The organism is Methylobacterium persicinum, from assembly GCF_022179525.1.
GTDB lineage: Bacteria > Pseudomonadota > Alphaproteobacteria > Rhizobiales > Beijerinckiaceae > Methylobacterium > Methylobacterium persicinum.
Window position 1 is genome coordinate 85,282 of sequence record NZ_BPQX01000043.1, and the last position, 16,425, is coordinate 101,706.

Annotated in this window: 16 protein-coding genes; 6 read left to right on the top strand and 10 right to left on the bottom strand. The window is 67.2% G+C overall.

Annotation, left to right across the window (positions count from 1 at the left end):
- Nucleotides 1–143: 143 nt before the first annotated feature.
- The 4 genes from MFF22_RS18405 to MFF22_RS18420 all read right to left on the bottom strand — a co-directional run bounded on the left by MFF22_RS18405 (nt 144) and on the right by MFF22_RS18420 (nt 3,137).
- Nucleotides 144–1,106 (bottom strand): LysR family transcriptional regulator, encoded by a 963-nt coding sequence (locus MFF22_RS18405; RefSeq protein WP_306424686.1) that lies wholly within the window; start codon nt 1,104–1,106, stop codon nt 144–146.
- A gap of 11 nt (nt 1,107–1,117) precedes the next feature.
- Complete coding sequence (locus MFF22_RS18410) at nt 1,118–1,411, bottom strand: hypothetical protein (protein WP_238250608.1); 294 nt, start codon at nt 1,409–1,411, stop codon at nt 1,118–1,120.
- A 781-nt stretch (nt 1,412–2,192) separates the two neighbouring features.
- A complete protein-coding gene (locus MFF22_RS18415) occupies nt 2,193–2,603 on the bottom strand; it encodes a thiol-disulfide oxidoreductase DCC family protein (protein ID WP_238250610.1) in 411 nt (136 codons plus the stop codon).
- Nucleotides 2,604–2,660: 57 nt separating this feature from the next.
- On the bottom strand, nt 2,661–3,137 hold the full coding sequence (locus tag MFF22_RS18420; RefSeq protein ID WP_238250637.1) for a Ros/MucR family transcriptional regulator: 477 nt from the start codon (nt 3,135–3,137) through the stop codon (nt 2,661–2,663).
- Between the two features lie 420 nt (nt 3,138–3,557).
- Here MFF22_RS18420 and MFF22_RS18425 point away from each other — a divergent pair, with 420 nt between their 5' ends.
- Both MFF22_RS18425 and MFF22_RS18430 read left to right on the top strand, forming a co-directional pair.
- Nucleotides 3,558–4,604 (top strand): helix-turn-helix domain-containing protein, encoded by a 1,047-nt coding sequence (locus MFF22_RS18425; RefSeq protein ID WP_238250639.1) that lies wholly within the window; start codon nt 3,558–3,560, stop codon nt 4,602–4,604.
- A gap of 183 nt (nt 4,605–4,787) precedes the next feature.
- The gene (locus MFF22_RS18430) at nt 4,788–4,979 is read left to right on the top strand and encodes a hypothetical protein (RefSeq protein ID WP_238250641.1); all 192 of its coding nucleotides are present in this window, start codon (nt 4,788–4,790) and stop codon (nt 4,977–4,979) included.
- Nucleotides 4,980–5,220: 241 nt separating this feature from the next.
- On the opposite strand, the gene MFF22_RS18435 is transcribed toward MFF22_RS18430, so the two are convergent.
- From MFF22_RS18435 to MFF22_RS18450, 4 genes are all read right to left on the bottom strand, one after another.
- Nucleotides 5,221–6,345: a nickel/cobalt efflux transporter gene (locus MFF22_RS18435; protein WP_238250643.1), complete on the bottom strand. Its 1,125-nt coding sequence runs from the start codon at nt 6,343–6,345 to the stop codon at nt 5,221–5,223.
- 9 nt (nt 6,346–6,354) lie between these two features.
- The gene (locus MFF22_RS18440) at nt 6,355–6,633 is read right to left on the bottom strand and encodes a metal/formaldehyde-sensitive transcriptional repressor (protein ID WP_238250645.1); all 279 of its coding nucleotides are present in this window, start codon (nt 6,631–6,633) and stop codon (nt 6,355–6,357) included.
- 180 nt (nt 6,634–6,813) lie between these two features.
- Nucleotides 6,814–7,125 (bottom strand): hypothetical protein, encoded by a 312-nt coding sequence (locus MFF22_RS18445; RefSeq protein ID WP_238250647.1) that lies wholly within the window; start codon nt 7,123–7,125, stop codon nt 6,814–6,816.
- A 208-nt stretch (nt 7,126–7,333) separates the two neighbouring features.
- The gene (locus tag MFF22_RS18450) at nt 7,334–8,530 is read right to left on the bottom strand and encodes a YbfB/YjiJ family MFS transporter (protein WP_238250656.1); all 1,197 of its coding nucleotides are present in this window, start codon (nt 8,528–8,530) and stop codon (nt 7,334–7,336) included.
- A gap of 102 nt (nt 8,531–8,632) precedes the next feature.
- Between MFF22_RS18450 and MFF22_RS18455 the strand changes: the two genes are divergently transcribed.
- Nucleotides 8,633–9,514, top strand: a complete 882-nt coding sequence (locus tag MFF22_RS18455) for a LysR substrate-binding domain-containing protein (protein WP_238250658.1) — start codon at nt 8,633–8,635, stop codon at nt 9,512–9,514.
- Between the two features lie 166 nt (nt 9,515–9,680).
- On the opposite strand, the gene MFF22_RS18460 is transcribed toward MFF22_RS18455, so the two are convergent.
- Nucleotides 9,681–10,289, bottom strand: a complete 609-nt coding sequence (locus MFF22_RS18460) for a TetR/AcrR family transcriptional regulator (RefSeq protein WP_238250661.1) — start codon at nt 10,287–10,289, stop codon at nt 9,681–9,683.
- A gap of 215 nt (nt 10,290–10,504) precedes the next feature.
- Here MFF22_RS18460 and MFF22_RS18465 point away from each other — a divergent pair, with 215 nt between their 5' ends.
- The 3 genes from MFF22_RS18465 to MFF22_RS18475 all read left to right on the top strand — a co-directional run bounded on the left by MFF22_RS18465 (nt 10,505) and on the right by MFF22_RS18475 (nt 14,195).
- Nucleotides 10,505–12,031, top strand: a complete 1,527-nt coding sequence (locus MFF22_RS18465) for a flavin-containing monooxygenase (RefSeq protein WP_238250663.1) — start codon at nt 10,505–10,507, stop codon at nt 12,029–12,031.
- Nucleotides 12,032–12,078: 47 nt separating this feature from the next.
- Nucleotides 12,079–12,894 (top strand): SDR family NAD(P)-dependent oxidoreductase, encoded by an 816-nt coding sequence (locus tag MFF22_RS18470; protein ID WP_238250665.1) that lies wholly within the window; start codon nt 12,079–12,081, stop codon nt 12,892–12,894.
- A 695-nt stretch (nt 12,895–13,589) separates the two neighbouring features.
- Nucleotides 13,590–14,195, top strand: a complete 606-nt coding sequence (locus MFF22_RS18475; protein WP_238250667.1) for a TetR/AcrR family transcriptional regulator — start codon at nt 13,590–13,592, stop codon at nt 14,193–14,195.
- A 40-nt stretch (nt 14,196–14,235) separates the two neighbouring features.
- On the opposite strand, the gene MFF22_RS18480 is transcribed toward MFF22_RS18475, so the two are convergent.
- A complete protein-coding gene (locus MFF22_RS18480; protein ID WP_238250675.1) occupies nt 14,236–16,197 on the bottom strand; it encodes a putative bifunctional diguanylate cyclase/phosphodiesterase in 1,962 nt (653 codons plus the stop codon).
- Nucleotides 16,198–16,425 lie beyond the last annotated feature (228 nt).

Consider the following 16,425-nt stretch of genomic DNA (forward strand, 5'->3'; position numbering starts at 1 on the left):
CTTGTTCTTTGATGGAAGAATACTGCGTTCGACCGGTGGGGCCTAAACGCGATGCGTCAGGCTGCGTTCTCCGGGAGAGAACGGCCACCCGCCGGTGTCCGTCATTGCTTCGCTGCGCTCGCAATGACGGGATGTGGCTCCTCTCACCCCGCCGCGCGCAGATGGGCGAACAGCAGGGCCGGCGCGGGGGTGAGGGCGCCGGGGCGCACGACGAGGAGCAGAGTGCGCTGGGCGAACGGGTCGCTGAGGGGGACGGCGGCGACGTTCATCTGGGGACCGAGGAGGGCGTGGACGCCCTCCGGCACGACGCCGAGTCCCATCCCCGCCTGCGTCATCCGGCAGATGGCGTCGAAGCTCGGCACGTGGATCCGCAGCTTCAGGGGGCGCCCGAGGCGCCGGGCCTCGTCGCGCAGGGCCGTGTAGATCGAGCTTTCCCGGTGCATCCCGACATGGTCGTGATCGAGGGTCTCGGCCAGGGACACCGAGTCCCGCCCGGCCAGGGGATGTCCGGCCGGCACGACGAGGACGAGGCGGTCGCGGCGATAGGGATAGGCGTCCAGGGAGCGCGTGTCGGTGCCCCCGGCGCAGATGCCGAGATCGGCCGCCCCGTCCTCGACCCCGGTCACCACGCCGGTGCTCGGGCGCTCCTCCAGATCCACGCGGATCTCACCCTGCGCGGCCAGGAACGCCTGAAGATCGTCCGGCAGGAACTGGACGATGGCCGAGAGGTTCGCCAGCACCCGGACGAAACCCCGCACGCCGCGGGCATGCTCGGCGAGTTCGAGGCTGATCTGCTCGGCGCTGGCCAGCATCCGCCGGGTGTGATGCAGGAGGGTCTCGCCCGCCGGGGTCGGGCGCATCCCCTTGGGGCCGCGGGCGAGCAGTTGGCAGCCAAGCGCCCGCTCCAGCTCCGCGAGGCGCTTGCTCACCGCCGACGGGGCGATGGCGGCCCGCCGTGCCGCGCCATTCAGCGTCCCGTCCTCGCAGATGGCCGCGAAGAGCCGGAGGGTCTTGAGGTCGAGGCGGTTCAGGATGGCCGGCGTCGCCATCTCCTGTGGCGTGGCCGGCCCCGTCGGGATCTGCGCGCTGCCGCCCGGCCTCCGCAATCGGGGTGCCCTCACTCCTGGTTGATGTGCGGCTCACCCTCGATCCGGCGCGTGTCCTTGGTGGACAGGCGGCGGACATGGCGCGCGAGGGCCAATATCATGATCCCGCCGACATAGCCGACCTGCATGGTCACGAAGGCGTACGCCAGCAGACCCAGCCCGAACTGGTGCCCGCCGACCGCGCCGAGGAGGCCCAGCGCGAGGACGACCGCCACCGCGGTCAGGCCGAAGCCCACGACGGTCACGTAATAGGCGCAGATGGCCCCGAACGCGGCGAAGAGCGTCAGGGTCTCGAACGTGGTCATCGTCCGCCTCCGTCGGCCGGCCGCTCTCGGACCGGGTTGCTCTGCCGGGCACGTTCAGGGTCGGAAATCGTCAGAAGGTCCGCCCGCCGCGGTGGCGCGGCACCATCTACGTAGTTCGCTGTAACACAAATGTTCATTCGATTAATCACATTTTTTCAAAACAGCGAACAAAGCAACTATCAGCACGAATTTATCGGAGATGCGTTTACGCCTCGTGAACGACAAGCTGTCTTTCCGCCGACTGACCTTGTCGGCGGGTGGGGATAGGCAGGGGGAAGATAACAAAAATTAAGTATGCCAGTAATCGTGCTGATTCGCACGTACTTTCGAAGTGTCGCGGTGCAAGAGGCAAGACAAGGGCGGTCGTGCCGATGTCTCGGCCGCGAGGCTTCGTAAGTCACCGCTCTCACGGCATCCGGTGGCTAGGGGACGGCGTTGCCGACAGGGCGAGAGGCCGCGGCACCGGCGCAGGCCGACTGGCGGAGCCCATCCGCAAGATCGACGCGGCCCCCGCCTAAGAGTTTGCCCGCCGACGGGCTGGCGCCTGTCTGCAAAACTCATGGTTCCTCCCGTGCGGACGTTGCCGCCAGCGCGTCGAACCACGACGCGCCCTGGATTGATTTCGATTAAAGCCCGCGCTCCAGCCCGTGTCTAGGGACATCGGGGCAAGAAAAGCCATAAATCGACGCAGGGAGTATGAAGAATCCGAACAGTCTAGCCTGGCTCAAGCCTGGAGCGATCGTCGGCGCCGGCGCGCGATCGCCAGGGCTGACCGCCCGGGTCAGGTCCGGCGCCGGGCGATCAGGCGCGCCAGCCGCGGACGAAGCGGAAGCGACAGGCGGTAAGCCGCCTCCGCGACCGGCATCAGAGGGCGCAGGCCGAAGACGCGAAGGTCGAGGACACGCCCGAGCCAGCGCCAGCCCGGCAGGGTGCGCCAGAGGCGTGCAAAGGCCGCGGCGCCGGACACGAGTTGCCCGTCCGCATCGCGCACGTGGAAACGGGCCAGGGCAGCCTCGCGGGGGAGGCCGGCCCCAAGGTCCGGCGCGCGCGCGTCGCGGCCGACATCGACGAAGTCGAGCCGGTCGCTACCCGCGCAGTGGCGGTAATGGTCGATCTCCGCCCGGCAGAGGGGGCACCCGCCGTCGTAGTAGATCGTCAGATCCTTTGCGGCAGCGTCCTGCGGGGCCGTCATGATGACGGGCCCGCGTCGGCGGCTGCAGCGGCGTCCCGGTTCCGCGTCATCGGCGGATCAGGCCACCTTCTGCCGCCCCCGGGCTGCTGCCGGAGCCTCCGCCCGCTCTGAGTCCCGCTCGCCACCCCGGCCGAGACCCAGCGACTTGGCGAGGCTCGAGCGCTTCTCGCTGTAGGAACTCGCGACCATCGGATAATCGGCCGGAAGTCCGTAGCGCTCCCTGTAGCTGTCCGGGTTGAGCCCGTGGGAGGTCAGGTGCCGCTTCAGGGTCTTGTAGGCTTTGCCGTCGATGAAGCTGACGATCCCGTCGGGACGCACCGACTTGCGGATCTGGGCCGCCGTCGGTCTTCCCGTCTCTTCTTCGGGCTTGCCGACCGGGTCGTTCGTGCCGAAACCGCCGAGGGACGCATGGACGCTCGCGATGAGCGCCGGCAGATCGCCCACGGCGACATGATTGTGCGAGACGTAGGCGGCGACAATTTCGCCGGTCATCTCAATCAGTTCGATAGTCTGGTGCTTTTCCTGGCTGGTCATTTTCTGTACTCGTGACGCCCTCAAGATCAGAAAATAAAGCAAAAAACACGGTATTCAATGCCGAAAAGCAATTTTCTAAGTAGCAAATTTTGTCGCGGGATCTTGCTCTCCTCATCGATCCGCTGACGGATCTTAAGCTGCGCGCCCTGACCCGCGCTGTTGGAGCGCAGTTGCTCCCCCGGACACTTCATGAACCCGCCCCGTACCAGCGAAATGCGTGCCAAACCATCAAATCTGAAGTCTCGGCACCCCTGTTAGGGGTCGGCAGGCTAGCTGCGGGGGATATGAATGATCGAAGATTGTCATCTAACGCAATAAAAACGGCGAAAACTGTATTGCTCACGAGCGTTTTCGGTTACACAACCTTGACGAGGCGTGTGGGGACTTTGCCGCCCTGAGGGAGCGACGACCGGGTTCGTGATGAGTGTGCGTGGACCCAATCTGCGTCTGGAAGGGTCGACCCTTGGTCCGCGGTCGATCTCGGTGTGGCGGGAGGCGGTGGCGCCGTTCTGGGATGTCCAGATCCGGAAGGAGGACATGTCGGATTTTCGCGGCCGGTCGGAGGTCTATCACCTCGGCAACGCGATCCTGGGCTTCACCGCGGCGTCGGAACTGCGCATGCAGCGGGCGTCGGGTCTCGTCGCGCGGATGGGCGTCGATCACATCGCGGCCAAGATCCGGATGGACGGGCATGCGCAGGTCGAGATCGCCGGGCGCGAGGCGGTGATGGCCCCCGGCGACGTGTGCCTCCTCGACCTATCGCAGCCCCTGTCCCTCCGATCGACCGATTACCGGGCCATCACGGTCATCATGCCCCGGGCCCTGTTTCCGGACGGCGGTTTCGGCCTGGACGGGGCTCATGGCACGATCCTTCGGGCCGCCACGCCCTTCGGGGCCCTGGTCAGCGAGCATCTCAAGGCGCTGGGCACGAGCGCCCCCCTCTGCAACGCGGAGGAATCCCGGGCCGCGGCCCAGGCGACCGCGATCCTTCTTGCGATGGGCGCACGCACGGCCGGGGCCGCGGACGGGCTGGCCCGCCCGATCGAGCGGGCGCCGGTCTTCCTGAACATCCGCCGTTACATCGACGCGCAGATTGGGTCGCCGGACCTCGGCGTGGAGGACCTCTGCCGGCGCTTCGGCCTATCCCGCAGCGGGCTGTACCGCCTGTTCGCCCCCCTGGGCGGCGTCGCCGAGCATATCCGCCGCCGGAGGCTCTCCCGGGCCTATCGCGACCTGACGGGGGCGGCCCACGACGGGATCAGGGTCTCCGAGATCGCCTACCGCTACGGCTACGCGAGCCCGGCGAGCTTCACGCAGGCGTTCCGGGCCGAGTTCGGCGTCAGTCCCAAGGACGTGAAGGCCGGCGGCGTCCGGCCCGTCCGTGCCGTCGGGCCCGACTTACCCACCGGTCTGCCTGAGGGCGACTGGGACGATTTCTACGATTGGGTTCTCAAATTGGACATCTGACCCGACGATTTGGGACACCGGCTTAAGACATTGGGACGTGCGACTATCGCATGATCAATAGCAAAGCCTCAGAAACCCCGACCGGTGTTGGGGGCTCGTATGATGTGGATGGCGAAGGGGCCGCCTTGGGCCCGGGAGGGGCGCGGATCGGAGGTTCCGGGCGAGCGCCGGAGCCGGGGCCCTTTGATCAAGCGGTGGATCGGTTTCGCCCAGCGCCGCGCCGCCCGGATGCGCCGCGAGGAGCCCCGCGAGGCCGCTGAGATCATCACCTTGCCCTGGGCGCAGACCTTCGGAAAGCCAAGTTGCAGGCAGGATTTCAGTGGCGATGGGCAGTCCCTGCCGAGTGGCGCAATCGTCCTCGTGACCCGGCGCTAGAGCTTCTTCCGGGACACTTGGATCACGTCAGCACCACGGTCATTGCGGGTGGGGCGAAGCAATCCAGGGATCCGCTCAGTTCTGAGATGTCCCGCTGCCCTGGATTGCTTCGCTCCGCTCGCAAAGACGGAAAGTACGCGATCGAATGATTTTCGAAAACGCTCTACGCTATTATTTTTGCCGCATTTTATAGTGCCGAACCGGCGTCCACTTTGCGGGAAATGCTCGCGCGCGGCTTCCCTCAAGGTCGGAGGATGGGACCGGAGGACGCGGTATGGTCCCGAGCCTCGTGCCGGAGGCCCGTCCAGCCGAGCCAGCTCGTGTAGAGGCCCACCAGGACGATGAGCGCCGCGGACGCGTAGGGTGCCCTGCGGGCGAAGGCGCCAAAGCCCGACCAACGCGTCGACACATGGCGCACGCTCAGCGCCGCCAGAACCCCGGCCGAGACCATCGTGAGTGCCAAGCCGATGCTGAAGCACACGACCAGCGCGAATCCGAGGCTGAACTGCTTGAGCTGAATGCACAGCAGCAGGACGGTGATGGCCGCCGGACAGGGGATCAGGCCGCCCGTCAGACCGAACAGCACGATCTGGCCTGTCGTCACCGTGCGCCCATCGAAGCGGCGCCGGATGTCCTCCGCATGGGCGCGGGCATGAGCGTCGTCCTCGTCACCGAGGTTCATGGGGTTGGGCCCGTGGTCGTGCTCCGCGAAGACAAGGTCGTGGATCTCGCTGCCGCCCGCCCCGGTCAGGTGCAGGCGGGCCGTGAAGGTGTGGGGTTCGGGGATCTCGTCCCGGCTCACCAACCCGTCGCCTTCGCGAAGGACGGCGAAGGTTTGCCCGCTCCCATCCGGTCGCAGGGTCTCCACGGTCAGGTCCGCGGCTTCGGGGAGGGGCCCGTCAGCGGCGCGCACGCGCCACCGGGGCGGCGACCCGTCCTCCCACACCTCCACGGCAAGCACGCCGCGCCCGGTGGCGACCTGCCTCATCTCATCGTGGTGGTGGTGGTGATGCCCGTGGTGTTGCTCGCGCCACGTGCGCCACGCCATCCAGAGGGCGATGGCAACGATGACGACGGCCGAGGCGAGCTGGAAATACGGCTCGGCAGCCTCGCCGCCCCATTCCCGCCCGAGCCACTGGCCGCCCAAGGCGATGATCCACACCACGGCCGTGTGTGACAGCGTCGCCGCCAGCCCGAGCAGGACAGCCTGCATCACCGTGCCCCGCACGGCGATGATGAAAGCGGCCATCATCGTCTTCGAATGACCGGGCTCCATGCCGTGAAGGGCGCCGAGCAGGATCGCGCTCGGGACGAACAGCCAGGCATGGGCGGTGCCCTGCTGAAGCAGGTCGGCGAACGGTGTCATGGCGTCCCGTTACTTGAGGTAGGTCCGCACCACGTCGATCAGCTCGGCCGCGCCCCGGGCGCGGTCGGCGTCCGGATCCGCATCCGGGTTCACGACGTGGTGGCGGATGTGATCTTCGATCAGCTCGGCGGTCAGGCCATTGATGGCCCCGCGCATCGAGGCGACCAGCATCAGGATGTCGCCGCAGCCGAGTTCGGCCTCCAGAGCCCGCTCGACGGCCTCCGCCTGCCCCCTGATCCGCCGAACCCGGGCCAGGAGCTTGGCCTTTTCCTTGATCGTGTGGGCCATGCGACAACCTCTCGGAGAGACGTATAGGGGGGTACCCTATTTTTGTCGAGGCGGACGCTTCCGAAGCGAGTGGTGCCCCGCCATTCCCGAGAGTGTGTGCCGTCGAAGGGAGGGGAGCGCATGCCGGGTGCGGGGATCTCCGGCGGCCCGCGTGAAGGCTGTAGACCCCCCGATACCTCTCTACCCTTCAGAGCCGATGCGGCTCGTCTGATCGGGAGCGACTTTGGCTCGCCACGGGATCGGCCATCGCGCCCTGCGCCCCGGGTCGGTCCCAATGCCGGGGGCGGAGGTGGCGGCTTGGTTCCAGGGGAGCGTCTGGTGCACCTCAATGAGGCGGCGCAGGCGTCTCATGGCCTTGAGATACAGGGCCGCCCGCATTTGCCGCATGTCCGTCGGCCCGGCATCCGAGAGGTCACGCAGAAGGTTCTCTGCGCCGCAGATATGCTGATCCGCCTCGAGCAAGTAGCCTTTTACTCTCTCGTCGTCGCACATCGTTCCGATCTCCGGCGATCGCGGGAGCCGACGGTGCCGGGCCCCGCCGAGAGGCGCCGCCCATGACCGTCGCCGATTGCCAAACCCGCCACGGTGAGCGGAGCGAAGCAATATAGGGATCCGCCCCAACCTGGGGCATCCGGCTATTCTGAATTGCTTCGCCGTCATTGACAATAACGGGAGTACATCGGAATTTATAAGGGGGCCTCTAGACGAGTTTGAGGCTTTCTGGGGAAGGTTTTGTATCGCGCCAGAGCCAAAGCGCCGTCATAATCAGAAGCAGTGTGGCGATGGCGCCGGTCCAACCGAGGGCGTCCCACCCGCCCCAGCGACCCGATCCGAGGATGCGCACCAGCAGCGGGCCGGCAATCTGTCCGGCCGCGAAAGCAGCGGTCATCCGCGCCAGCAGCGGTGTCGGATTGTCGGGGCGAGCCTCACGGGCGAGTTGCAGGCCCGCCATGGTGGCCACCATGAACGTGCCCCCCACGAACACTGCCGATGCCGCGACGGCCCACAGGGCCTGAACGACCAGGGGCAACGCCGTCCCGAGCGCCATGAGGCCCTGCGACAGCGCCCAGAGGCGGCGGCGGGGTATGCCCGGCAGCCAGCGCGCCACGGTCGCGACCGAGACGGCAGCGGCGAGGCCGAAGAGGGGCCACGCCAGCCCGAACACCAGAGGATCCGGAGCCAGCGCGCGGGCCATGGCCGGCAGGAATGTCGCCGGCACGATGTATCCGAACCCGAAGGTTCCATAGCAGAGGATGAGGGCCGACTGACCGCTCTCGTCCCTCGGGGCGACGCCCGCGGCCTCGCGCTCCTCGACCGCGGCGGGCGATGGGTGTTGCCCACGGGCCTGGGCCCAGACCAGCAGCCCGCCGGCACTGGCGATCAGCCCCAGTTCGAGCCACAGCCGGTCCGCCGGTTGCCGCCCGCCGAGCCAAGCCAGCAGGCCGGCCAACGCGATGCCGATGCCCACGCCCGTGTAGATCCACCCGCCCAGGCGTCCGGCCCCGCGCCGGGCGAGTTCGGCCAGACACCAGCTGCTGGCACAGACCAGCGCCCAGGCGCTGAAGATGCCCGCCGCCCCGCGGAGCAGGCCCCCGATGAGGAGAGTGGGGAAGGCATCGGCGGCCGCCATGGCCAGGGTCGTGAGCGCGACGCCGATCAAGCTCAGCACCAGCCCGCCCCGCGGATTGCCGGCGAACCACGAGGCCGTCAGGGCGCCGACGAGATATCCCCCATAGTTGGCGGCTGCCCATTCCGTGCCGACGGTCGCATCGAGGGTGCCGTCGCGGATCATCAGCGGCATCAGCGGCGTGAAGGCGAACCGGCCGATCCCCATGGCGATGGCAAGGGCAACGAGGCCGCTGAATATGACGGGCCAGAGTGGGCGGCTGGGTGGCATGGGAACGGGGCCGATCGTGCGCATGAGGTGGGCCCATAGGACAGGACTTGGTCGTTCTTGGAAAATGAATAAATCTGACGTACGCTTCTCAATATGAGAACGATGGACCTCGACGACCTGCACATCTTCCGCAGCGTGGTGCGGGAAGGCGGGGTCACGCGGGCGGCGACCCTGTTGCACCGTGTGCCCTCCAACGTCACGACGCGGATCAAGCAGTTCGAGGAACGGCTAGGGGTGGCCCTCTTCCGCCGGGAAGGGCGCAACCTCGCCCTCACCGATGCGGGGCGGACCCTTCTCGGCCATGCCGAGACGTTGCTGCGGATGGCCGATGCCGCCGAGGAGGAGGTGCGCAGCGGCGTCGTGCGCGGCGTTCTGCGGCTCGGCTCCCTGGAGAGCGCGGCCGGTGCACGGTTGCCGCCGATCCTGTCGGCATTCCATGCGCAGAACCCCAACGTCGTCATCGAACTGCAAACCGGCACGACCCGCGCGATGCTGCGCCTGCTGGAGGGGTTCGAGGTCGAAGCGGCCTTCGTGTCCGAACCGTTCGAGCGAGGGAGCCTGTCCTCGGTGCCGGCCTTCGACGAGGAACTGGTTCTGATCACCGCCAAGGGGACGCCGACCGTCCGCCAAGCGGTCGAGCTGGGCGGGCGCACCGTCGTGGCGTTCCCGCATGGCTGTTCCTACCGCCAGCGCCTCATCGAGTGGCTCGCGGAAGGAGACGCATCGCCCCGGCGCGTTCTGGAGATGAGTTCGTATCACGCGATCGTCGCCTGCGTGGCCGCCGGGACGGGGGCTGCCATCGTGCCGGCGGAGGTGCTGGATCATGCGGTATTGAGCACGGCCATCGAGCGCCATCCGCTGCCACCGCACCTGCGCGTCAACCACACGCATCTCGTCTGGTCCGGCGAGGCCAGTGCGCCGTTGCAGTCCCTGATGGCGCTTCTCCCCACGACGGCCCTCAACCGTCGCGCGGGATCGCGATGACGGCCCGGACGGTCTCGATCCCTCGGCCTCGGCTGCCGCGACTCCCCTCGTGCCTCAGGCCGCCTCGACGACCCTGTGCCAGAGCTTCCTGACGACCTTTGTCGAGACGGCAGCGGCAACCTGACGGCGGCGCTCACCGACAACCTCACCGTGAATCCCGCCCCTCTCAGGCCCCCCGGGGAGGGCCGATCTCGGCGGCGGCCCGGCCCTGCGGCGTCAGGTAGGGCTGGAACAGGTTCAGCACCTGCTGTGCGCCCCAATCGATATGGGCAGGCGTCACCTCGTCGATGCCCCGCCGCGAGCGGAGGTAATCGATCCAGTAGGCGGAGACGATCCAGGCGTTGATCACCAGCGGGTCGAGCCCGTCGTCCGGGATGGCGACGAGCCCGGCCCGCCGCATCGCCTCCAGGGCCTGGCGGGTCAGGGCCTGTCCCTCGTCGCTGAGGACCTTCAGGCGCGGGCGAAGCTGCGGCGCGAGGCGGAAGACCACACCGCCATCCCGGTAGAAGAAGCGCCATTCCCACATCGTGCGGAACCAGCCCATGAGGTACGCACGGTAGCGCGCCGGGCCGTCGTCGCTGGCGGCGTAGGCCGTGGCCGTGGCCCGCAACGCCTGCTCGAACTCGGCGAACAGCGCCTCCAGCACCTGCTCCTTGCGCTGAAAATGATAGTAGAGGTTGCCCTCGTTGATGCCGACCGCCCCGGCGATCTCGGCCGTCGTCACGGTCCCCGGACCGCGCTCGTTGAAGAGGACACGGCAGGCATCCAGGATCACGGCGCGCGTCCTGCGGGGGGGCCTGGGCTTCGCCGTGGAGCGCGCCGTCGGCCGCGCCGTGCCGCCCGCCTCGGCCATCCCCATCCCGTCCAGAACCCCACACCCTGTGCCGACCTTAGCGGCTCGTCGCCCTGCGCTCAATTAAGGTGATTACCTGTTGACCGACTTAAGGTGTTCACCTTAGACATGGGGTGGCGATCACGGGGGGCCTTGCGATGCGGACGGCGGAAGACCGAGCGGTCACGGCGCAGGACGGGATCGGATCCCCGGTGGAGCATCTCGACGTCCTGGTGATCGGTGCCGGTATCTCGGGGATCAGCGCGGGCTACGCCCTCAAGACCCGCTGTCCCGGCAAGAGCTACGCGATCCTCGAAGCCCGGGACTCGCTGGGCGGGACCTGGGACCTGTTCCGCTACCCTGGCCTGCGCTCGGATTCGGACCTCTATACGTTCGGCTTCAGCTTCCGGCCCTGGACCGAGGACAAGTCGATCGCCGACGCCGCCTCGATCCTGACGTATCTCCGGGACACGGCATCCGCGTTCGGCATCGATCGCAGGATGCGCTTCGGGCAGCGCGTGGTCTCCGCGGCCTGGAGCACGCCTGACGCGCGCTGGACCGTGGAGGTCGAGGCCGGGCCGGAGCGCCGTCGTCTCACCTACACCTGTCGCTTCCTCTACGCCTGCGCCGGGTACTACGATTACGAGGGCGGATACGCGCCGGAATGGCCGGGCGCCGCCGAATTCTCCGGCCGGATCGTCCACCCGCAGGCTTGGCCGGACGATCTCGATTACGCGGGCAAGCGTGTCGTGGTGATCGGCAGCGGCGCCACCGCCGTCACCCTGGTGCCGGCGATGGCGAAGACCGCGGCGCATGTGACGATGCTCCAGCGCTCGCCCACCTATATCGTCGCGCTGCCGGCGAAGGACCGCATCGCCCACTGGCTGAAGCGACGTCTCCCGGCTGCCCTCGCCCACCGCCTCGCCCGGTGGAAGAACATCGGACTCACCATCTTCTTCTACCAGTTCGCCCGCCGGAAGCCGGAGGCCATGACCCGCCGGATCCTCGGCGGCATCCAGGCGCAGCTCGGCACGGGCTACGATGTCGGCACCCATTTCACGCCGCGCTACAAGCCGTGGGACCAGCGCCTCTGCCTCGTGCCGGACGGCGATCTGTTCAAGGCGATCCGGGCGGGCCAAGCCTCGGTCGCGACCGACACGATCGAGACCTTCACCGCCACCGGGCTGCGGCTGGCGTCCGGCAAGACCCTGCCCGCCGACATCGTCGTCTCCGCCACGGGGCTGAAGATCAAGATGATGGGCGGCGTGCACCTCACGATCGACGGCACGGCATTCGATCCGGCGGGAGCCTACTTCTACAAGGGCATGATGTTCAGCGGGGTGCCCAACTTCGCCCTGGCGCTCGGCTATACCAACGCCTCCTGGACGCTGAAATGCGAGCTGACGGCGGGGTACGTCTGCCGCCTCCTCAACCGGATGGAAGCCAAGGGCGAGACGTGGTGCGTCCCCCGCCGGGGCGATGCCGTCGGCGAGGAGCCCATGATCGGGTTCACCTCCGGCTACATCGAGCGGGCCCGGCATCTCATGCCCAAACAGGGCGCCTCGCGTCCCTGGAAGCTCCACCAGAACTACGTGCTCGACCTCGCCAATCTTCGCTTCGGCCGGCTCGACGACGGGACGATGGAGTTCGGCGGCCGGAGCCACGACGCCCGCCGCGCAGCCTGACGGCGGCGAGGCGCCCGCCTCCCGCGTTGCTTGAGGGACACCGAGCCATGTTCGACCTCCAGGGGCGGACCGCCCTCATCACCGGCGCCGGCAGCGGCATCGGCCGGGCCATCGCGGTCTCCTTCGCCCGCCGCGGCTGCCATCTCGCCCTGGCCGACGTGAACGAGGCGGGCCTCGCCGAGACCGCGCGGCTGCTGCCCCAGGGCCTGCGCGTCTCCCAGCATCGCCTCGACGTCGCGGACCGGGAGGCGGTGGCGGCATTTCCCGCCGTCGTGGCGGCGGAGCACGGCAGCCTCGATCTCCTCGTCAATAATGCGGGGGTGGCCCTCGGGGGTACCTTCCTGCAGGTGAGCGAGTCCGATTTCGAGTGGTTGCTGGATATCAACTTCTGGGGTGTCGTGCGGATGACCCGCGCCTTCCTGCCGATGCTGCTGGAGCGGCCTGAGGCACGGATCGTCAACCTGTCGAGCCTGTACGGCCTCATCGCGCCGCCGAGCCAGACGGCTTATTCCGCGAGCAAGTTCGCCGTCAGGGGCTTTTCGCAAGCCCTCGCCCATGAGCTGGAGGACGGCCCGGTGGGTGTCACCGTCGTCCATCCCGGCGGCGTGGCGACTTCCATCGCCAACTCGGCCCGCCTACCCTCGAGCATCTCGGCCGACGAGGGCGAGCAGGGTCGCCGGGCGACCAACAAGCTTCTCAGGCTGCCCCCGGCGCAGGCCGGCGAGATCATCGTCCGCGCGGTCGAGCATCGACGCCGCCGCGTCCTCGTCGGGTCCGACGCAACCATCGTCTCCGTAATCGAGCGTCTCATGCCGGTCCATTACTGGCGGGTCGTGCAACGCCTGACGCGCAGCCGTCGCTAGCAGCCTCTGGACAAGATCCTCCGGCGGAGACGAGGTTTCTCCACCATCGACGACACCCTCCCGTCATTGCGAGCAAAGCGAAGCAATCCAGGGATCCGCCACGTCCTGAGGCGTCCCGTTGCCCTGGATTGCTTCGCTGCGCTCGCAATGACGATCAGCGTTCAAAAACTCCTCCGAATTTCGCACTCATTGTTTGGTCAGGGCACGCGCGTGCGGCACCGCACATCGCCTAACTATACACTGTACATAAGTCGTGGCTTCTAGCTTACATTGTAAGCGAACGGGAGCGGACCCGCTGGGTCGGCCGTCGTTCGAAGGAGGCTCCCACGCGCACCACCGTCCTCGCCATCGGCTTCGTCTTCGCCGGCACGCTCATCGCGTCCGCCGCTCCGCATCACACGTCCCATCGCCCGGCCCGGGCCGTCGGGACAGAGGCCGTCACCTCGCTTCGGACCACGGGCAGCATCGGGAGGACCCCAAGCCAGGATTTCGGGCTGGCGGGTGATTAGGCGAATTGGGGCCGCCGCGGCCCGGGCCTTCTCAGCCCGATCAATCCGCTTGGCTATACGGGTCAATGATCCGCTGCGGTGTCAGGGGCGCGGCGGAACGTGACCTCGCCCGCCGGCTCCGCCCGTGACAGGAATGACCCGCCAGGCCCGCGCGGTGAAGCAGCGCGGCCGGCGGGGGGAAACGCGATGAGCCAAGCCGAACCGGTCCAGCGCCAGCGCGGCGATCTCGGTCCGGCTCTGATCGATGCGGCCCTGGAACTCCTGGCCGAGGAGGGCGTGGACGCCTTGTCCCTGCGGGGGGTCGCCCGCCGTGTCGGCGTCTCCGCCATGGCGCCTTACCGATACTTCTCCGATAAATCCGCACTCATGGCTGCTGTCGCCCGGCACGGCTTCGAGCATCTCGCCGCTGCCATGCGGAGGGCGGCGTCTGGCGAAGACCCCCGGGAGCGGCTCGTGGCCATCGGTGTCGCCTACGTCTCCTACGCCGTGGATCACCCGGCCCTGTTCCGGCTGATGTTCGGATCGCAGTGTTGCTCCGGCGACCAGGGTCTGCGTGCGGCACGCGACGCCACCTATGCCGTTCTCTCGTCGACGGTAGCCCGTGCCTATCCCGACAAGCCGCACGAGGCGCTGATCCTCGGCTGCTGGTCGTTGACCCACGGCCTCGCGAGCCTGTTCCTCGACGGCCGCCTGAGCGACCGGGTCGCCGGGTCCTGCGTCGAGATCGCCGAGCAGGTCAATCGTGCGATGCTCGCCCTCGATGGCGATACCGTCGCCCGTCGGGGGAATTGACGCCCGTCGCGGATGCAAGGCGCGGTCACGCGACCGCGGGTTAGTTGGCCAGCCGCGAGACGAGCTCGTGCTTCGGCATCGGGCGCCCGAGATGGTACCCCTGGAACAGGTCGACGCCGAAGGAGGCGACGAGTTCGACCTGATGGGCTTCCTCGACGCCCTCGACGATGGTCTTCTGCGCGCAACTGCCAACCAGATCGATGATGTTCTTCAGGAGCTTCGCGCCCCGCGGCGTGTCGCAACTCTGAACGAAGAACCGATCGATCTTGACCATGTCGAACCGCAGTTCGCTGAGGCAGGTCAAGCCGGCGAAACCCGTCCCGAAATCGTCGAGCCAGACGCGAATCCCGATCGCCGCCAGCTCATCCATCAGGAGCGCGACGCGGGGGTTTCCACTGATTTCCCCGCCCTCCGTGATTTCGAGGGCCAGGCGGGAGGGGGCGATCCCGGCCGCGCGGACGATCTTCGCGACGGTCCCGACGAAGTTCGGATCCTCGATCTGCCGCGAGGACACGTTCACGCTGACGACCGGAAGCGCGGGTTCGTTGGCCAGCAGATTGCACGCCTCGTGCAGCATCCATTCACCGAGCTCCAGGATGACCCCTGTCCGCTCGGCCACGGGGATGAAGGTTTCCGGCGACAGGGGCCGCCCCTGGGGATCCTTGAGGCGCATCAGGGCCTCGGCCCCCCAGATCATCCCCGACGTCACGTCAACGATGGGCTGGAAGACCGCCGAGATCCGCTGGTCCGTGACCGCCGACCGCAGCATCTCGGCCGTGAGCGTATCGCCCGCATCGGATTCGAGCATCCGTCGATCGAAGGTGCGGACGCGGTTGCGTCCCTCTTCCTTCGCCGCATAGAGCGCGACATCGGCCGCGGTGACCGTCCGTTCAGGCTTGTCGCCGGCCACATCCCCGGAGAACGCCGCGCCGATGCTGACGGTGATGCCCGAGAGATGGTCCCGCCGCGCCGCATGGGCGATCTGAAGACCCTCGACGGTCCGCCGGATTTCCTCGGCGAAGGCGGCGACCTGCTCGGTGGACTCGGCGCGGAAGAGGGCCGCGAACTCCTCGCCGCCGAAGCGCCCGAGGGTATAGCGCCGGGGCTCGGCCACGTTCCGCATCGCCTGGCTCACGGCGGTCAGACAGCGATCGCCCTGCTGATGCCCATATCGGTCATTGTATGACTTGAAGTAGTCCACATCGATCAAGACGATGCCGAACGCTTGACCCGTCGCCTTGCTGTCGAGCCACAGGTCGCGCAGGCGGTCGTCGATCGCCCGGCGGTTCGCAAGTCCGGTCAGCGCGTCCGTCGTCGATAGCCGAATGAGTTCCTCGCCTCGCTTCACGATCTCCTGCTGCCGAAGCTCTGCCCGGCACGCATTCAGGTGGACGCGGTAGCGCTCGCGATTATACTTGAAGTTGAGAAATACCGTCAGCATGAAGCTGAATAGGTAGAGAGATCCGAAGCAGATGATGTAGGTCGGGTCGCCGACGAACGCGACCGCCCAGACCAGGAAAGTCGCGGCGATCAAGCCCGACGAGAGGAGCGCAAATTCGAAGCTGAGATTGAAAAACAGGTTGGCGACCAGCATGAAGATCAGCCCGTACCCGGCATAGTACAGGGTCGCTTTGGTTTCCGCACTCTTCGAGGCGAGGAACAGCCAAACGGCGAAGCCCAGAACGATCCCGATGGCGCATTGGAACTCGAGGATTCGCGTTTCGACGCCGCGCCGAACCTGAATCTCGATCGCCAACACATAGAGCACACCCACGGCGAGGCGGGCCGGCAAGATGTAGGGAAGCATGTCGTCGATCAGCAGGGCATCCATTGCTCCGAACGCGACGTACAACAGGCCGACAAGTTGGCACGCCCGGCTGAGTTCGTTGCGCAAGGCCCGGGAATGTTGAACTTTGAAGGCCGCATCGAGCTGGGGTGAGCGGCGTTCGAACCAACGTTTATCGAGTTCCCGGTCGAGCAGATCTAGCGTTTCGGTCGTCATCGTTTTGGCACCTCACCCCAGTTGGTAGCAGGGCCGATTTCCCAAACTCCTAATAGAATTAATATCAGCTTGTTCCCATCGTCTGAAGGGCGTCTACTGGCGGAATTGTTTCACAAACAGCAGTCATCCGTTGTGTTGCGGTGCCGCAGACTTCAAGACCGGCGAATCACCTTCGCATCCGCGTTAGGAAACAAGCTCGAATTAGGGTTGATCGGAGGTTGATGGCGA

Bases quoted from the DNA above. Each gene is read 5' to 3' on its own strand.
- MFF22_RS18410 (WP_238250608.1), bottom strand. From the start codon at position 1,411: ATGACCACGTTCGAGACCCTGACGCTCTTCGCCGCGTTCGGGGCCATC.
- MFF22_RS18415 (WP_238250610.1), bottom strand. From the start codon at position 2,603: ATGACGGCCCCGCAGGACGCTGCCGCAAAGGATCTGACGATCTACTAC.
- MFF22_RS18420 (WP_238250637.1), bottom strand. From the start codon at position 3,137: ATGACCAGCCAGGAAAAGCACCAGACTATCGAACTGATTGAGATGACC.
- MFF22_RS18425 (WP_238250639.1), top strand. From the start codon at position 3,558: ATGAGTGTGCGTGGACCCAATCTGCGTCTGGAAGGGTCGACCCTTGGT.
- MFF22_RS18435 (WP_238250643.1), bottom strand. From the start codon at position 6,345: ATGACACCGTTCGCCGACCTGCTTCAGCAGGGCACCGCCCATGCCTGG.
- MFF22_RS18440 (WP_238250645.1), bottom strand. From the start codon at position 6,633: ATGGCCCACACGATCAAGGAAAAGGCCAAGCTCCTGGCCCGGGTTCGG.
- MFF22_RS18445 (WP_238250647.1), bottom strand. From the start codon at position 7,125: ATGTGCGACGACGAGAGAGTAAAAGGCTACTTGCTCGAGGCGGATCAG.
- MFF22_RS18450 (WP_238250656.1), bottom strand. From the start codon at position 8,530: ATGCCACCCAGCCGCCCACTCTGGCCCGTCATATTCAGCGGCCTCGTT.
- MFF22_RS18455 (WP_238250658.1), top strand. From the start codon at position 8,633: ATGGACCTCGACGACCTGCACATCTTCCGCAGCGTGGTGCGGGAAGGC.
- MFF22_RS18465 (WP_238250663.1), top strand. From the start codon at position 10,505: ATGCGGACGGCGGAAGACCGAGCGGTCACGGCGCAGGACGGGATCGGA.
- MFF22_RS18470 (WP_238250665.1), top strand. From the start codon at position 12,079: ATGTTCGACCTCCAGGGGCGGACCGCCCTCATCACCGGCGCCGGCAGC.
- MFF22_RS18475 (WP_238250667.1), top strand. From the start codon at position 13,590: ATGAGCCAAGCCGAACCGGTCCAGCGCCAGCGCGGCGATCTCGGTCCG.
- MFF22_RS18480 (WP_238250675.1), bottom strand. From the start codon at position 16,197: ATGACGACCGAAACGCTAGATCTGCTCGACCGGGAACTCGATAAACGT.